The following is a 15,745-nucleotide window of genomic DNA, read 5'->3' as shown; positions in this document are numbered from 1 at the left end:
TATGACATGGAGGGCACATGACCGAATCGTCGAGGGCAGCGGAAACGGCGGCGGAGCGGGCAGACGGAGCGGGAGACATCGACGTTCTGGTCGTCGGCGCGGGCGTCACCGGCATCTATCAGCTGTACCGCGCCCGTGCGGCGGGCTTCTCGGTGAAGCTGCTCGAGGCAGGCGACGGCGTGGGCGGCACCTGGTACTGGAATCGCTATCCCGAGGCGCGCTTCGACTCCGAGAGCTACACCTACGGTTACCTGTTCTCCAAGGAGCTGTGGGAGGAGTGGGAGTGGTCGGAGCAGTTCGCCGGTCAGCCGGAGATCGAGCGTTACTTCAACCACGTGGCCGACCGGTTCGATCTCCGACGCCACATGGTCTTCAACAGCACGGTGACCTCGGCGGTGTACGACGAAGCTGCCGGCAGGTGGGCCGTCACGTCCAACGACGGATTCCTGTACCGGGCGCGTTTCCTGATCGCTGCGACCGGCGTTCTCTCGATCCCGTTCATCCCTGGGATACCGGGGCGCGAGAGCTTCCGCGGCGAGCAACATCACACGGGGCGCTGGCCGAAGACGCCGATCGATTTCACCGGCAAGCGCGTCGCGCAGATCGGCACCGGGTCCAGTGGCGTGCAGATCGTTCCCGCGATCGCCGATCAGGTCGCGTCGTTGACCGTTTATCAGCAGGTGGCCGACTGGTGTACGCCGCTCAACAACGCGCCGATCACACCGGTGGAGCAGGCCGACCTCAAGGCCGACTTCGAGGCCATTCGCGAGACGCTGAACACGTCACCGAGCGGTTTCCTGCATGAGCTGCCCACCCGGAAGGGCGCCGACGAGACGAAGGAGCAGCGGCGGGAGTTCTACGAGAAACTGTGGAACAGCCCTGGCTTCAGGAAGCTCAGCCAGACGTATCTCGACATGACCACCGATCCCGAGATCAACGCTGAGTGGTGCGAGTTCATGGCCGGGAAGATTCGTGGCATCGTCAAAGATCCCGTGACGGCGGAGAAGCTGATCCCCAAGGGCCATGGCTACGGTGGACGGCGGCCACCCTTCGTGACCGGCTACTTCGAGGCCTTCAACAATTCCAACGTCTCGCTCGTCGACCTCAACGAGAGGCCGATCACCCGTATCACCGAAACGGGGATCGAGACGGCCGACGGGCTGCGTGAGTTCGACATCGTCATCTGGGCGACCGGCTACGACTTCGGAACCGGCGCGCTCAATCGCATGGGCGTCCAAGGCCGTGGGGGGCTCGCGCTCAAGGAGCACTGGAGCGAGGGGCCGCTCACCTACCTCGGGGTCGTGACGGCAGCGTTCCCGAACTTCTTCTTCCCTGGCGGCCCGCATGGCGCCGCCGGCAACAACCCACGGTATTCCGGCGATCAGGTGGATTTCATCACGGATCTGCTGGTCTACGCCCGCGACCATGGCTACGGCGTCATCGAAGTGGACGGCGCCGCCGAGGACGAGTGGACGGGGGCGATGAACTCCAGCACGCAATCGTCCTTCTTGAAGAGCAGCTACTTCTACGGATCCAACATCCCCGGAAAGCCGGTCCGGCAGCTCCTGAACCCGGCCGGGCGGTGGAAGCTGCACGAGCTCATCGCCGAGGCCGTGAAAACGGAGTACTCGATGTTCAAGCTGGTCAAGTCGAGTGCGTGAGCGCTCCGCCGGCACGCCCCAAGGACATCGGCGCGCCACTGGTGTCGGTGGCGCCGCCGTCGCCCTCGCGGTCACCTGGACCGGAGGCGCTGCGCGGGAGCAGTGGTGACCGGCGACGGCGGGCGCGCGAAAACGTGTCCGGGGAACCGGCGGACGCCTGCCGGTCGCGTATTCGCTGACGGCATCGGCGTGCGGCCGGCGCGGAAACGTGGCGATTCTCGAGCGCTCTCGACCCAGGGCAGTCGCTCACGGAGAGCCTCAGGATTGGTACGATATCTCGTCGAGCGGGGGTAAGAAGCGTCCCGCCGCGCCGAACAACGGGGAGTGCGATGCCTCGGCCTCCGGGCCATGGACCGGGTTACGAGACCAAGCGCCAAGAGATCGTTGAACGTGCTGCCCAGCTGTTCGCGCGAAAGGGATACGCGGCCACGGGGATCAACGAGATCGGCGAGTCGGCCGGGCTCACCAAGAGCGCGTTGTATTACTACATCGGCTCAAAAGAGGACCTGCTGGTCGAGATCCAGTCGAGGGTGATGAGGCCGTTGCTTGACACGGCCCGCCGGATCGCCCGCCTGGACGAGGACCCTGTGCTGCGGTTGCGCCTTCTTTCCGAGGCGCTTCTCTCGATCATCGTGCGCCGCCTGGAATATATCTGGGTGTATGAGCACGATTATCGGATGCTGAGCGACGGCAACCGGGCGCGGCTGTTGCGGCAGCGTGGCGAATTCGAGGGAATCATCGCCAATCTGCTGTCCGAGGCGATGGATGCGGGCACGTTTCGAGAGATGCATCCCCGGCTGGCCATGCTGCAATTTCTCAACATGCACAATCACACCTATCAATGGATCCGGCCGGACGGCGAATGGGACCCGTCTTTTCTGTCCCGTGAATACTGCGCGACGCTGTTCGCCGGTTTCGGCGCGCCATCTCATCAGGCCGCCGACTTCGAGGAGCGCGTCCGGCGGTACCGCGAGGAACACCCGGAGATCATCTTGGATCCGCTCGACGCGGCCGACAGCGCCGGCTCCTGACCGGGCCGTCACCGTCGGCCGCGCCGCGTCAGACCGACGCAACCTGCCGAAGCGTCCGCACGATGGCGTCGTGATCCGGCAGCCAGAGGCGTTCCAACTCAGGCGTGTACGGGGCGGGCATCGGCGGCGGAGCCACCCGGACGACCGGCGCGTCGAGATGCCAGAACCCCTCGTTGGCGGCCATCGCCACCAGTTCGGCCCCGACCCCGAAGTCCCTGACGGCCTCGTGCGCGATCACCAGCCGGTTGGTCTTGGCCAGCGAGGCCAGCACGGTCTCGCGGTCCAGCGGGGCGATCGTACGCAGGTCGATGACCTCGACCTCGATGCCCTCGGCCGAGACCGTCTCGGCGGCGGCGAGGCAGTCGTGCAGCATCCGTGAATACGAGACCAGTGTGAGGTCCCGGCCCTCACGGACGACCTTCGCCTTCCCGATCGGCACGAGGTGGTCCGCCGGCGGGCGTGGCCCCTTGCGCCCGTACTGCAGCCGGTTCTCCACGAACACCACCGGGTTGGGGTCGCGGATCGCGGCGCGGAGCAGGCCATAGGTGTCAGCGGGGGTCGAGGGCATGACCACGGTGAGGCCCGGGATGTGGGCCAGGAGGGCCTCCAGGCTCTGCGAGTGCTGGCTGCCCGACGACTTTCCGGCGCCGAACTGGGTCCGGACCACCAGCGGCAGGCTTGCCCGGCCGCCGGTCATGAAACGCAGCTTGGCGGCCTGATTGAGCAACTGGTCGAAGCAGGCGCCGATGAAGTCCATGTACATGATCTCGACCACTGGGCGCATCCCCGCCATGGCGGCGCCGACGGCGGTCCCCACGATCGCCGTTTCAGAGATCGGCATGTCCCTGACCCGGCCGGGGAAGCGATCGGCCAGCCCTCTGGTCAGCCCGAACACGTTCCCGCCCGCTCCGACGTCGATGCCGGCGACGAAGACGTCCGGATCGGCGGCCAGCTCGTGCTCCAGCGCGAGGCGTACCGCATCCATGGTGCGGAAGACCTCGCCGGTGGGCGGGGCGGGCTCGGGAACGGAGGGCCGGACCTCGGAGACGTAGTGGAACAGGGTCTCGGGTGCGGGTGCCGGTGCGCGCCTGGCGGCCTCGACTGCGGCGGCGATCTCCGCCTCGATCTCGGCGTCGACGGCGTCCGCGGCGTGGAGATCCTCCGGGGCCAGGCGTCGGCGCAGCACCAGCAGCGGGTCACGCTCCTTCCAGCCGGCGACCTCCTCGGCGGAGCGGTAGCGTTCAGGGTCGCCCTCGTAGTGGCCGTGCCAGCGGTAGGTCTCGGCCTCTACCAGGACCGGCCCCGCTCCGCGGCGGATCCGCCCGACGATCGCGGTCATCAGGTCGGCCACGGCCACGACGTCGTTGCCGTCCACGTGCTCGTATCCGATGCCGTAGCCGGCCGCGCGGGCCGACAGCGGCGCGCGGTGCTGGTCGGCCGCGCTGGAGAACTCGGCGTAGTGGTTGTTCTCGCACAGGAAGATCACTGGGAGGTTCTCGACGGCGGCCAGGTTCACTGCCTCGTGGAACATTCCCTGGGCTACCGCGCCGTCTCCGAAGAACGCCACCACGACCCCGTGGGTACCGCGGAGCCTGGAGGCGGTGGCGGCGCCCACGGCGATGGGCAGGCCGGCGCCGACGATGCCGTTCGCGCCGAAGATCCCGTGCTCCGGGTCGGCGATGTGCATCGAGCCGCCACGCCCGTGGCACGTTCCGGTGGCGCGGCCCATGAGCTCGGCGAACATCCCCTGGGTGTCCAGCCCTTTGGCCAGGCAGTGCCCGTGGCCGCGATGCGTCGAGGTCACCACGTCGTCTGAAGACAGTGGCCAGCACGCGCCGACGGCGCTCGCCTCCTGCCCGATCGACAGGTGCAGGAACCCGGGTACCTCCGACGCCCGGTACAGTTCGGCGGCTCGCTCCTCGAATCTCCTGATCCGCCGCATTCGGCGGTACATCTCCAGCAGCTCGGCGGCGGGCCGGAGCCGGGGGGTGCTCAGTTCGGTCTGGGTCATGTGTCGCTCTCCCTCTGGCCGGGTGGCGGCCGCTGGGCCGCCCGTCAGGTCGAAGGCGGTCATCTACGGGCGGTCGCGCAGGACGCGCTTGAGCACCTTGCCGGACGGGGTCCGAGGTAGCTGGTCGGTGATCTCCACGCGCGCGGGCACCTTGAACCTGGCCAGCCTGGCCTGGCAGAACTCCTGGATCTCCGCCGGTGTGACCTTCTCGCCGGCCCGCAGGACGACGAACGCCCTGGGGACTTCCCCCCAGCGCTCGTGAGCGAGGGCGACGACGGCGGCCTCCAGGACCGCCGGGTGTTCGTACAGGACCCGCTCGACCTCGGGCGTGGCGATGTTCTCACCACCAGAGATGATCATGTCCTTCTTGCGGTCCTCGATGTACAGGAACCCGTCCTCGTCCAGCCGCCCGATGTCGCCGGTGTGGAACCAGCCGTCACGGATTGCCTGGTTCGTGGCCGCCTCGTCGCGCCAGTAGCCGGAGAAGACCTTGGGGCCACGCAGCACGATCTCGCCCAGCGTGCCGGGCGGGACGTCCCGGCCCTCGTCGTCGACTACGCGCACGCGGACGTGCGGGATCGGGCGGCCGACCGACCCGATCTTGGTGAGGGTGTGTTCCCGGTCCAGGAAGGTGTCGCCGGAGACGGTTTCGGTGAGTCCGTAGGCGTCGGCGAACCAGGCGTTGGGAAACGCCTCCATGATCCGGCGGACGACAGGCTCGGGCGTCTTCTCGCCACCCCCGGCGATGAACCGCACCGACGAGGTGTCGCAGTCCGACAGCCGAGGTTGCTGAAGCACGGCGTTCACCATGGCCGGAGCCAGCCAGAGGTTGGTCGGCCGCTCCCTCGCGATCGCCGCCAGCACATCCCCGGCGTCGAACTTGCGCAGCAGCACCAGGCTGCCGCCGGCATGCCAGGTCGCGAGGGCGGGGAGGTCGAGCCCGCCGACGTGATAGAGCGGTCCGCACACCAGGGTCTTGTCCTCGTGAGTGAGACCCAGGTGGATGATCTGCCCCAGGTTCTTGTAAATCACGTTGCCGTGAGTGATGCGGACTCCCTTGGGCCGCGAGGTGGTGCCCGAGGTGTACATGAGCCGCTGCAGTTCGTCCTCGCCCACGTCCACCGGTTCCGGCCGGGGGCTGCCGTGATTCTCTTCCACCAATGCGGGGTAGGACGTCCAGCCGCGGGGCGCAGGAGCGTCGAGGATGACCCGGTGGCGCAGCGACGACAGGCTCGGCGCCAGGTCGTCGATCGCCCCCGCGAACTCGCTCTCGGTGACGACCGCGGCCGCCTCGGCGTCCCGGAGGATGTACTCCCACTCGGCGGGGGCGAGCCGGAAGTTGAGCGGCAGGAAGACCGCGCCGATCCGGTTGACCGCGAAGACCAGTTCCAGGAATTCGAGGTGGTTGTGAAGGAGGATCCCGACCACGTCGCCGCGGCCGACGCCCAGGTCGAGCAGCCCGCGGGCGAGCGCGCCGACCCTGTTGCGCAGCTCGGCCCCGGTCAGACGCCGGTCTCCCTGGGTGAGGACGGTCTTGTCAGGTCGCCGTGCCGCGTGCTGGTCGAGAACGCTCGCGAGACTGTACATGTGCGGCCTTCTCCTTCCGGGCCCTGCCCCGTCGTGGCCTCATAAATTTTTCCACATGGTCTATGAATCGGATGCAAGGCACCCTAAACCTGCCGTCGGTGGCCTGACAAGGACGTTCTTGAGCACGCAGAAACGCTGGGTCACGACCCCGCAAAAGCGGCTCCGAGCTTGACAGTTGCGACGATGTGACTATTTCATAGACCAACCGTTCAAATTTCAGGGCGTCCGACCAAGGGGGAGCTATGAGGGCTCTGCGCTGGCATGGACCACGGGACCTGCGCTTGGAGGAAGTGCCGGAGCCGGGGCTTCCAGAGCCCGGCCAAGCCCTGGTCGAGGTGGCGTACTGCGGGATATGCGGCACGGACGTTCACGAGTACGCCGCCGGTCCGCACATGATCCGCTCCGGGCCGCACCCTTTGACCTGGCATCGGCCGCCGCTGGCGCTGGGTCACGAGATCAGCGGCATCGTGCGGGCGCTCGGCGGCCCGGTCCCCGGCGTTGCGGTCGGCGACCGGGTGGCGGTCGACCCGTGCTGGAGCTGCGGTACCTGCCGCTGGTGCGTTCGCGGCGAGTACCACATCTGCCCGAAGGGCGGCTCGGTCGGCCTCGCCTCGCCGGGCGGTCTGGCCGAACTGGTCATTGTTCCCGCCGCCGGTCTCGTACGGGTGCCGGACGGGGTCTCGGACGAGCTGGCCGCGCTGGCCGAGCCGCTCTCCGTCGGCCTGCACGCCATACGACGCGGCGGCGTCGCCCCCGGAGACAACGTGCTGATCCTGGGGGGCGGTCCGATCGGGGTCGCGGCCGCGATCGCCTCGCGGGTCGCCGGCGCCGCCGGTGTCTTCGTCAGCGAGCCGGTCCCCGAGCGGCGCAAGCGAATCGCCGACCTGGCGACCGAGACGTACGATCCGGGCGCGTCCGATGTCCGCCGCGAGGTCTACCTGCGAACGGGCAGGGTCGGCCCGGACGTCGTCGTGGAGGCCACCGGCGTCCCCGAACTGGCCGCGGTGGCCATCTCCGCGGCGCGCCGCGGCGGGCGCATCGTGCTGGCGGGCATCGGCGACCGGCCCGCCTCGCTCGACCTGACCGCGCTCACCTTCTACGAGCGCACGCTCGTGGGGAGCCTGGGCTACCAATACGACGTCCCCCGGGTCGTCGCCCTGCTGGACAGCGGAGCGCTCGATCCCGCCCGCATGATCACCGGTCGGTTCCCGCTCGAAGCCGGCCCGGAGCTGTTCGCCGGCCTCGCCGCCGGACGAGGAAACCACCTGAAAGTGCTGCTGACCCCGAAAGAGCTGTGATGATGGACTTCGACCTGCCGCCCGAGATCGTCTCCTTGCAGGAGATGTGCCGGGACTTCGCTGCCAAGGAGATCGCGCCGCACGCGGCGCGCTGGTCAGAGGACGAACTCTTCCCCAGCCGGCTGTTCCGGCAGCTCGGAGAGCTCGAACTGATGGGGATGCTCGTTTCGGAGAAGTACGGCGGCTCTGATGCCGGCATGGTGGCTTACGTCGCGGTGATGGAGGAGCTCGGCGCGGTCGACCAGTCGGTGGCCGCCGCGTGGAACGCCCATTCGACCATTGCCAGCTTGCCGCTGGCGGAGTTCGGTACCGAGCAGCAGAAAGAGGACTGGCTGCGCCCGCTGGCCACGGGGGAGAAGCTCGGCGCGTTCGGCCTTACCGAGCCGGAAGCCGGGTCGGACGCGGCGGGGATCACTACCCGCGCCGAGCGCTCCGGCGACGGCTGGCTGATCAACGGCACCAAGATGTTCATCAGCAACGCCGGCACCGACATGAGCCTCGGCGTGACCATCCTCGCGGTGACCGGAACGACACCGGACGGCGGGAAACGCTACGGCACGTTCTTCATCCCCGACGGCGCGGCCGGCTACACCAAGGGGCAGCGGCTGAAGAAACTCGGCTGGCATGCGCTCGACACCCGCGAGCTGGTCTTCGAGGACTGCTGGATTCCGGCGGAGCACCTGGTCGGACAGGAGGGCAACGGCCTGCGGCAGTTCTTGGCCGTCCTGGACAAGGGACGCATCAGCGTCGCCGCGCTGTCGCTGTCGCTCGCCAAGGCCGCGCTGCGGCTGGCGGTGGAGCATGCCAGGACCCGCCGGCAATTCGGGCGGCCGCTGACCGCCTTCCAGGCCGTCTCCCACAAGATCGCCGATATCGCGACCGAGTACGAGGCCGCCCGCGGCCTGGTCTACCGCGCCGCCTGGCTCGCCGACCAGGGACGGCCACACGCCAAGGAAGCGGCCATGGCCAAGCTGTACGCTTCGGAGCTCGCCAACCGCGCCGCCTCCCAAAGCCTGCAGATCCACGGAGGTTACGGCTACATTCGCGAATCGGAAATCTCCAGGTTCTACGCCGACGCCAAGATCCTGGAGATCGGCGAAGGCACGAACGAGGTGCAGCGCAACGTCATCGCGCGGGCGTTGACCAGGTGATTCGGCCCGCCCGGGTCCAGGTCATCCATCAAGAAATTCTGAGTCGAGCCGGGCTTGGCGCGGCAATGGAGCGCGACAGGAGTCACGCATGAACGATTTCAGGTTCGACGGGCGCGTCGCCATCGTCACCGGCGCCGGCCGGGGTATCGGGCGGGCACACGCCCGCCTCCTGGCGGAGCGGGGAGCGAAGGTCGTCGTCAACGACCTCGGCGGATCGATGGAGGGCGACGGCGTCGACGCCGCTCCGGCGCAGGCCGTCGTCAAGGAGATCGTCGCCGCGGGCGGCGACGCCGTGGCCGACATCAACGACGTGTCCACGCAGGAGGGCGGCCAGGCGATCGTTGACACCGCACTCGAGAACTTCGGCCGCGTCGACATCGTCGTCAACAATGCCGGGATCATCAAATACGCCGGCCTGCCGGAGGTCGATCTGGACAACCTCTGGCGCCATCTCGCCGTCCACCTCATCGGTGCGTTCAACACGACCAGGGCCGTCTGGCCGCACTTCGTCGATCAGGGCTACGGCCGCGTCGTGCTGACGACCTCGAGCGGTCTGCTCGGCCTGGGCAACAACCTGTCGTACGCGACGGCGAAGGCGGGCCTGGTGGGCCTGGCCCGCAGCGCGAAGCTGGCCGGAGAAGCGCACGGGATCAAGGTCAACCTGATAGCGCCGGCGGCGTACACCCGGATGGCCGGCGGCGATCCCCTGGGCAGCGCCGCGGAGACCTCCCCCGAGCAGCGCTTCATGTCCTCAGAGGCGGTGGCGCCGATGGTCGCGTTCCTCGCGCACGAGAGCTGCCCGGTCAACGGCGAGATCTATACGGCGGGGGCCGGACGCTTCGCCCGGCTGTTCATCGCCTCGACCGAGGGCTACCTGCATCACGATGGCATGCCCACGATCGAGGACGTCTCCGGGAACTGGGACGCCATCAACGATGAGACCGGCTACTACGTGCCGTCCGACCTGATGGCCTGGTCCGGCTCATTCCTGAAGCACCAGTTCGCGCCGAGTGCGGATGCCGCGTCCTCGTGAGCGGTAGCACGCGACCACTTCCGATCGGCTGGTCCGCGTCTGGCCATGAAACGCATCGATGTGACACGGAGAGGAGCCGTATATGAGGGATGAGCCCGTTGACGGGGCGGAGCCCGCTCAGGTTTCCCCCAGGCACAACGGCCAGGCCGATCTGCGGGCGGCCGGTCTCCAGGCCATGCGCGAGGCGCTCCCCGGCAGGTTCCCCGAGGGTGACCTCGACCTGCGCGACGGCCGACTTGGAGAGGAACTCGTCGAGATCGGCCTCACCAGCGTCTGGGGCTCCCTATGGGCCCGCGCAGAGCTCGGCCGCCGCGACCGCAGCCTGGTCACGCTCGGCATCCTGATCGCACTCGGAGCCGAGACCGAGCTGAAGACCCATTTCCAGATCGCGATGACGAACGGATTGACCAAGGAAGAGATCGCTGAGGTCATCTACCACGCCAGTGGTTACGCCGGATTCCCCGCGGCGACAGCGGCCCGCAACGCCGCCCGCGAGGCGCTGGAGAGCTAGCTAAGGCGCCCGCGTCTCCGTCGCGACGCGATCGCGCGGACGGACACGGACCCAAAGACGCCGGGACCCTGTCACCGGGCCATCGGCACTCGATATCACGACATCAGGGCATTCAAGGAGCGCACATGTCGCTAGGAGGAAAGGTCGCGGTCGTCACCGGCGGCGGACGCGGCATCGGACGGGCGATCGCGACCGTGCTCGCGGGCCGGGGCGCCGCGGTCTCGGTCTGGGACCTCAGTTCAGAGGGCGCGGAGGAGACGGCCGCCGCGATCCGCGCGGCCGGCGGCACGGCGATCGCGCTGGCGGGCGACGCGGCCGACGCCGCTGCCGTGGCCGCGGCGGCGACCCGGACTCGGAGCGAGCTCGGGCCGGTCGCGATCCTCGTGAACAATGCCGGGGTCACCGCCTACGAGCCCTTCACGAGCATCACCGAGGAATCCTGGGACCGCATGATCAGGATCAACCTCAAGGGGCCGTTTCTGGTCACGAAGGAACTGGTGACCGACATGCTCGAGGCCGGATGGGGCCGAATCGTCAACATCTCCTCGTCGTCTGCGCAGACCGGAGCGCCCGCCATGAGCCACTACGTCGCCTCCAAGGGCGGTGTCATAGGCCTCACCAAGGCCCTGGCGATCGAGTACGCCGACAAGGGCATCACCGTGAACCACGTCCCGCCGGGATTCATCGACACTCCCCTGGTGCGCGAAGGCCCCGTAGATGTGGACGCAGTCGCGGCGACGATGCCGATGAAGCGGGCCGGCCGGCCGGAGGACGTCGCCTACGCGGTCGCGTACCTCGCCTCCGAGGGAGCCGGTTACGTGACCGGCCAGACGCTCAGCACCAACGGTGGCCGCTACCTGCTCTGAACCATAGAACGTTTTGGCGTGCGGTGAACATCGCACCAGAGCTGCGACAGGAGTCCGCTGTGACGATCGAGGACATCCAGGGCAATCGCGTCCGCCGAGGCACCTCCCGGCTCCCGGTATCGACCATGACCGGGTGCCGCGCTGCGACCGGCACGTGCCTCCACGGGCCGGTCCGATGACGCCCCCGGCCCGAGTGCTGGTGGTCGGGGCTTCCGCGTCCGGGCTCGCCACCGTGGAGGCGCTACGCCGCAAGGGGTACACCGGCGAGATCACGATGCTCGGCGACGAACCGCATGCTCCGTACGACCGGCCGCCGCTGTCCAAGCAGGTTCTCTCCGGTGCGTGGGAGCCTGCACGTGCATCGTTACGCGCGCAGGAGGCTCTGGCGGCGCTGGACGCCCGGTTCATCTTCGGCGACCCGGCGATCGCGCTGAATCCGGTGACGCGGACGGTGCGCACACGGTCCGGCAGGGGTCTCCGGGCGGAAGCGATCGTGATCGCCACGGGCGTACGGCCCCGCACACTGCCCGGGCAGACGGGGCTGACCGGCGCACATGTGCTGCGTACGCTCGACGATGCGCTGGCGCTGCGGCAGGACCTGCTTGCCTGCTCCCGGCTCGTGGTCGTCGGGGAAGGCGTTCTCGGTGCTGAGATCGCGGCCACCGCCCGGACATTGGGCGTCGACGTGACCATGACCGGTCCGCAGCCGGCCCCGATGGCGCTGCAGGTGGGTTCGCTGGTCTCGGGGCTGCTGGGCGAGCTGCACGGCGAGCGCGGAGTCCGGCTGAGGCTGGGCGTCGGCGTCGTGGGCTTGGTCGATGATGGAGGGCGGGTCGTCGGCGTGCGACTGGCGACGGGTGAGGTCCTGCCGGCCGACGTGGCGGTGGTCGCAATCGGCGGATCCCCAGCGACGGAGTGGCTGGTGGACAGTGGATTGCGCCTCGAGAACGGCGTGGTGTGCGATTCCCGGTGCCGTGCGGCGGAGGGAATCTACGCGGTCGGTGACGTAGCGCGCTGGTACCACGAGCGGCTCGGCCGACTGATCCGCCTGGAGAACCGCACGAACGCCATGGAGCAGGCCGCGGCCGTCGCCGATGTGATCCTGGGGGAGGACCGCCCCTACGAGCCGGTCCCGTACTTCTGGACCGATCAGTTCGACGCGAAGATCCAGGTGCACGGCGTGCTGTCCGCCGGCGCAGAGGTGCACATCGTTGACGGTGACGTGTCAGCCCGGCGCTTCGTCGCGCGCTATCACAGCGAGGGGGTGGTCACGGGCGTCCTCGGCTGGAACATGCCCAAGCAGTCTCGCCTGCGTCGTCAGGAGGTGCTCGGCTCGCTCGATGCCTTCGCTTCCATGCAGTGACCGACTCGAAGGCGAAACCGGGCTCGATGGGCCGCCCGCCGCACCCGGCAATGGATCTGGTGCCGTGGGGTGCGTGGAACCGGTGCTCGCGCGCGCGGCCTTCCTGGCGAGTGCGCGCCCGTACCCTTGACGCGGCCCGGAATCTCGCCGCACACCGTTCCCGACGACCTGCAGCGACGGCTACGAGCCGAGCTCGGCCTCTCGGCCCAACCGTCGCCGTCGCGGATGATCTGGCTACGGGTCACAGATCACAGATGTGGGACGATACGGACGTGAGCACATCGAGGGAAGGGCCGGCGGAGCGGATGGGCGCGCACGCTGACCGGCGACTCCACCTGGAGATGATCGACCGGTGACCCCACGCCTGGACTGTGGTTCGGTCGAGCACAGGCTCATCACGATGCGCAGGTCGATCGGGCAGCTCGACGCCCTCGGGCCGGTGGACCTCGCGCGTCTGGAGAGCGATCCGGCGACCGGGCTCGTCGTCGAGCGGATCCTGGCGCTCCTGGTCGACCTGGCCTTCGCGATCAACAGGCATGTCTCCGTGGCAGTGCTGGGTGAAGCGCCGCAGTCGATCGCTGCCTCGTTCAGCGCGGCCGCGCAAGCCGGGATGATCGACGCGGAGCTGGCCATCGCCCTCGCGCCGACGGACGGCCCGCACAACGTCCTCATGCAGCTGTGCCTGGACGCCGAACCCGAGGAGGTCGCGGCGGTCGTGTCCGCCGCGCTGTCCGCGTACAGGGAGTACGTGCGACAGGTGGCCCGCTGGACCGCGGCCCGTGCCCTGGAGGGCTGAGTCCTCTTGATGGGGTGGGCGGGCCTTCATCGGCGCTGATTCCGTCTGATGGGACGTCCTGTGGACGACCGAAGACGCCACAGTGGAGAGTCGTCTCCTGCGCTGAATGGCAATCGGGCGGCGAGAATACGCGGCGCCGTTCACCGGAACCTAGGGGGTCTGGGTGCGATCGTTGAGCGACCTCTTCCGCAATTTCATGCAGGTTGGCTACGTAACGGATGACATCGACGCCGCAGCGTCGTACCTCGAGTCCCGTTTGGGGACGGTGCACTGCGTGAAGCACTACAAGTCCTCACTGGGCGGCGGTCGCCCCCCGCTCAACGTCGGCGACCCGAGGTCCGCCTTCGTGGTGGTCGATGGTGAGGTGGCCGACGAATGGGTCATCGACGTAGTCCTGGTCAACGCGGGTCCGACGAACTTGGAGATCATCCGCCCGGTCAGCGGCGCCGTCGACCTGTACCGGGACGCCATCAGGCCCGGGGAGCCGGCGACGCTGCATCACCTTGGCTTCGTCGTCGATGACTTCGACGAGGCCGCGGCCGCCGTCACGGCGAGCGGCAAGACCTGGAAGCAGTTCGGGGACAGCGGCGGCATTCGTTTCGGATATCTCGACATGAGAGCAGAGTTGGGGCACTTCGTCGAGGTCATGGAACTCGGGCCGGACAGCGCCCAGGGGTTCGCCCAGCTCGAAGCGGCCTCGAATCTGATCCGAGGCTAAACGCTTTCGTCAATGAAGACGGACTATTTCTCGGCACGGCGGTCTTCGGTTCTCGTTCCGCCGTGACGATCCAACGCTTGACATTTCCTGGAAGGATCATCATGAGCGGCGAAGGCGTGTCTGATCATTACGATGTCATCGTCGTCGGCTCGGGGGCAGGTCTCGTCGGCGCCTACGCCGCGGCGTCCCGCGGGTTGCGTACGCTGGTCATCGAGAAGACCGAATACGTCGGCGGGACGACGGCCTACTCCGGCGCCGGGATATGGCTCCCCGGCAACGCCGCCGAGCGTCGAGCCGGCATCGAGGACGGACCCGACGTCGCACGTCCGTATCTCGACTCCATCGTCGGTGGCGACTCGCCGGCCTCGCTGCGGGAGGCGTTCTTGCAGGCGGGACCTCGCATGATCGACGAGCTGGAGAAGAATCCCCTGTTCCAGTGGTTCGAATGGCGGGGCGTCCCCGACTACTTCGCCGGGCTGCCCGGTAGCCTGCCGCAGGGGCGCACGATCTTCCCGCCGGACTTCGCCCGTTCTGAACTCGGTAGTCTCGAGGCCCTGGTGCGCAGGCCGCTCTGGACGGAGCGCTGGGGCGTCGATCCGGGCCGGGTGATGATCGGTGGGCAGGCCCTCATCGGTCGTGCGTTGCTCGCGTTCATGGAGACCGGCAACGGCACGGTGCGGACGAACACCGCGCTGGAGCGCCTCCTCGTCGAGGACGGCGCTGTGGTCGGAATCGAGGCGATCAGCGAAGGCAAGCGGGTGACGTTCCGCGCTGACCGAGGGGTGCTCCTCGCAGCCGGCGGATACGAGCGAAACGGCGAACTCCGCCAGCAGTTCCAGCCCGGGGTCACCGACGAATGGACTCAGGGGTGCGAGGGCAACACCGGTGACGCCCTGACCGCGGGCATCGCCATCGGTGCGGCGGCCGACCTGCTCGAGGAGTCGTGGTATGCGCCGGGTCTCGTCGTGCCCGACTCGCGCCCGGTGTTCTACACGTCGGTGTGGAGTGGCATCTGGGTCAATGCCGCCGGGCAGCGCTACATGAACGAGCGCCTGCCATACGACCGGGCCGGCCACGAGATGCTCCGGGCGCACACGATCTCGGGCGTGTCCCACATCCCCACACACTGGGTGTTCGACCAGCGCCAGATCGACAACGAGAAGGCATTCGCGGTGTTGCCCGTCGCGCCACAGGTCCCGGGATGGTTCGATGTCGAGAAGTTCCTCGATGCGGGCGTTCTGAAGCGGGCCGACACGCTCGAGGAGCTCGCGGACCAGATCGGCATACCCGCGGGCGCGCTCACCAAGACGGTCGACGAGTTCAACGGGTACGCCCGCAGCGGCACGGACGAGCAGTTCCATCGTGGAGAGGCACCCTGGGACCTCTCGATCGTGGAGGGCGTCGGGGCCCACACCGATGGCCCCAATCCGTGCTTGGGCGTCATCGACAAGCCGCCGTTCTACGCGGCCACCATCGTGCTGTCCGATCTGGGGACCAAGGGAGGCCTCAAGACGGATGACCACGCGCGTGTCCTCCGGCCCGACGGCTCGGTGATCCCCCGCCTGTACGCGTCGGGGAACACGATGGCCCCGATGTCCGGCCGGGTCTACCCGGGCGCGGGAGGCCCTGTGGGCTCGTCGATGGCCTTCTCCTACATCGCCGCCCTCGACATGGCCGGCGGGAGCCAATAGCGACCGGGCACCGCTCCGGCACCCTCTC

General features: G+C 68.4%; 13 protein-coding genes. 11 read left to right on the top strand and 2 right to left on the bottom strand.

Annotated features, from left to right (window positions below):
* Positions 1-17 precede the first annotated feature (17 nt).
* Both ABZS69_RS45155 and ABZS69_RS45150 read left to right on the top strand, forming a co-directional pair.
* Complete coding sequence (locus tag ABZS69_RS45155) at positions 18-1,661, top strand: NAD(P)/FAD-dependent oxidoreductase (RefSeq protein ID WP_355384061.1); 1,644 nt, start codon at positions 18-20, stop codon at positions 1,659-1,661.
* Between the two features lie 329 nt (positions 1,662-1,990).
* A complete protein-coding gene (locus ABZS69_RS45150; RefSeq protein ID WP_355384058.1) occupies positions 1,991-2,692 on the top strand; it encodes a TetR/AcrR family transcriptional regulator in 702 nt (233 codons plus the stop codon).
* A gap of 28 nt (positions 2,693-2,720) precedes the next feature.
* Here ABZS69_RS45150 and ABZS69_RS45145 read toward each other — a convergent pair whose 3' ends face one another.
* Together ABZS69_RS45145 and ABZS69_RS45140 are read right to left on the bottom strand one after the other, a co-directional pair.
* On the bottom strand, positions 2,721-4,703 hold the full coding sequence (locus ABZS69_RS45145) for a dehydrogenase E1 component subunit alpha/beta (RefSeq protein ID WP_355384055.1): 1,983 nt from the start codon (positions 4,701-4,703) through the stop codon (positions 2,721-2,723).
* A 63-nt stretch (positions 4,704-4,766) separates the two neighbouring features.
* Complete coding sequence (locus ABZS69_RS45140; protein ID WP_355384052.1) at positions 4,767-6,290, bottom strand: long-chain fatty acid--CoA ligase; 1,524 nt, start codon at positions 6,288-6,290, stop codon at positions 4,767-4,769.
* 242 nt (positions 6,291-6,532) lie between these two features.
* Here ABZS69_RS45140 and ABZS69_RS45135 point away from each other — a divergent pair, with 242 nt between their 5' ends.
* The 9 genes from ABZS69_RS45135 (at position 6,533) to ABZS69_RS45095 (ending at position 15,717) form a co-directional block, all read left to right on the top strand.
* On the top strand, positions 6,533-7,588 hold the full coding sequence (locus tag ABZS69_RS45135) for a 2,3-butanediol dehydrogenase (RefSeq protein ID WP_355384049.1): 1,056 nt from the start codon (positions 6,533-6,535) through the stop codon (positions 7,586-7,588).
* Positions 7,588-8,739, top strand: coding sequence for an acyl-CoA dehydrogenase family protein (locus ABZS69_RS45130; protein ID WP_355384046.1), 1,152 nt, complete (start codon positions 7,588-7,590; stop codon positions 8,737-8,739). Before ABZS69_RS45135 ends, ABZS69_RS45130 begins: the two co-directional genes overlap by 1 nt.
* Before the next feature lie 88 nt (positions 8,740-8,827).
* Positions 8,828-9,772, top strand: a complete 945-nt coding sequence (locus ABZS69_RS45125; protein WP_355384043.1) for an SDR family NAD(P)-dependent oxidoreductase — start codon at positions 8,828-8,830, stop codon at positions 9,770-9,772.
* 82 nt (positions 9,773-9,854) lie between these two features.
* The gene (locus ABZS69_RS45120) at positions 9,855-10,283 is read left to right on the top strand and encodes a carboxymuconolactone decarboxylase family protein (RefSeq protein ID WP_355384040.1); all 429 of its coding nucleotides are present in this window, start codon (positions 9,855-9,857) and stop codon (positions 10,281-10,283) included.
* Positions 10,284-10,408: 125 nt separating this feature from the next.
* Positions 10,409-11,149, top strand: coding sequence for a 3-oxoacyl-ACP reductase FabG (gene fabG / locus ABZS69_RS45115; protein WP_355384037.1), 741 nt, complete (start codon positions 10,409-10,411; stop codon positions 11,147-11,149).
* 175 nt (positions 11,150-11,324) lie between these two features.
* A complete protein-coding gene (locus ABZS69_RS45110; RefSeq protein ID WP_355384034.1) occupies positions 11,325-12,512 on the top strand; it encodes an FAD-dependent oxidoreductase in 1,188 nt (395 codons plus the stop codon).
* 352 nt (positions 12,513-12,864) lie between these two features.
* Complete coding sequence (locus ABZS69_RS45105; protein ID WP_355384031.1) at positions 12,865-13,308, top strand: HepT-like ribonuclease domain-containing protein; 444 nt, start codon at positions 12,865-12,867, stop codon at positions 13,306-13,308.
* A gap of 172 nt (positions 13,309-13,480) precedes the next feature.
* Positions 13,481-14,026, top strand: coding sequence for a VOC family protein (locus ABZS69_RS45100; protein ID WP_355384030.1), 546 nt, complete (start codon positions 13,481-13,483; stop codon positions 14,024-14,026).
* A gap of 101 nt (positions 14,027-14,127) precedes the next feature.
* Entirely contained in the window at positions 14,128-15,717 is a 1,590-nt protein-coding gene (locus ABZS69_RS45095; RefSeq protein ID WP_355384027.1) for an FAD-dependent oxidoreductase, read from the top strand.
* Positions 15,718-15,745: the final 28 nt, after the last annotated feature.

The sequence above is a fragment of the Nonomuraea sp. NPDC005650 genome, assembly GCF_040605375.1.
GTDB lineage: Bacteria > Actinomycetota > Actinomycetes > Streptosporangiales > Streptosporangiaceae > Nonomuraea.
The sequence above is the reverse complement of the archived record's forward strand: the minus strand, read 5'-3'. Positions and strand labels throughout refer to the sequence as shown.

Excerpts from the sequence above, each read along its gene's own strand:
- ABZS69_RS45125 (WP_355384043.1), top strand. The coding sequence starts at position 8,828 with ATGAACGATTTCAGGTTCGACGGGCGCGTCGCCATCGTCACCGGCGCC.
- ABZS69_RS45110 (WP_355384034.1), top strand. The coding sequence starts at position 11,325 with ATGACGCCCCCGGCCCGAGTGCTGGTGGTCGGGGCTTCCGCGTCCGGG.
- ABZS69_RS45135 (WP_355384049.1), top strand. The coding sequence starts at position 6,533 with ATGAGGGCTCTGCGCTGGCATGGACCACGGGACCTGCGCTTGGAGGAA.
- ABZS69_RS45120 (WP_355384040.1), top strand. The coding sequence starts at position 9,855 with ATGAGGGATGAGCCCGTTGACGGGGCGGAGCCCGCTCAGGTTTCCCCC.
- ABZS69_RS45155 (WP_355384061.1), top strand. The coding sequence starts at position 18 with ATGACCGAATCGTCGAGGGCAGCGGAAACGGCGGCGGAGCGGGCAGAC.
- ABZS69_RS45145 (WP_355384055.1), bottom strand. The coding sequence starts at position 4,703 with ATGACCCAGACCGAACTGAGCACCCCCCGGCTCCGGCCCGCCGCCGAG.
- ABZS69_RS45140 (WP_355384052.1), bottom strand. The coding sequence starts at position 6,290 with ATGTACAGTCTCGCGAGCGTTCTCGACCAGCACGCGGCACGGCGACCT.
- fabG (WP_355384037.1), top strand. The coding sequence starts at position 10,409 with ATGTCGCTAGGAGGAAAGGTCGCGGTCGTCACCGGCGGCGGACGCGGC.
- ABZS69_RS45150 (WP_355384058.1), top strand. The coding sequence starts at position 1,991 with ATGCCTCGGCCTCCGGGCCATGGACCGGGTTACGAGACCAAGCGCCAA.
- ABZS69_RS45095 (WP_355384027.1), top strand. The coding sequence starts at position 14,128 with ATGAGCGGCGAAGGCGTGTCTGATCATTACGATGTCATCGTCGTCGGC.
- ABZS69_RS45130 (WP_355384046.1), top strand. The coding sequence starts at position 7,588 with ATGATGGACTTCGACCTGCCGCCCGAGATCGTCTCCTTGCAGGAGATG.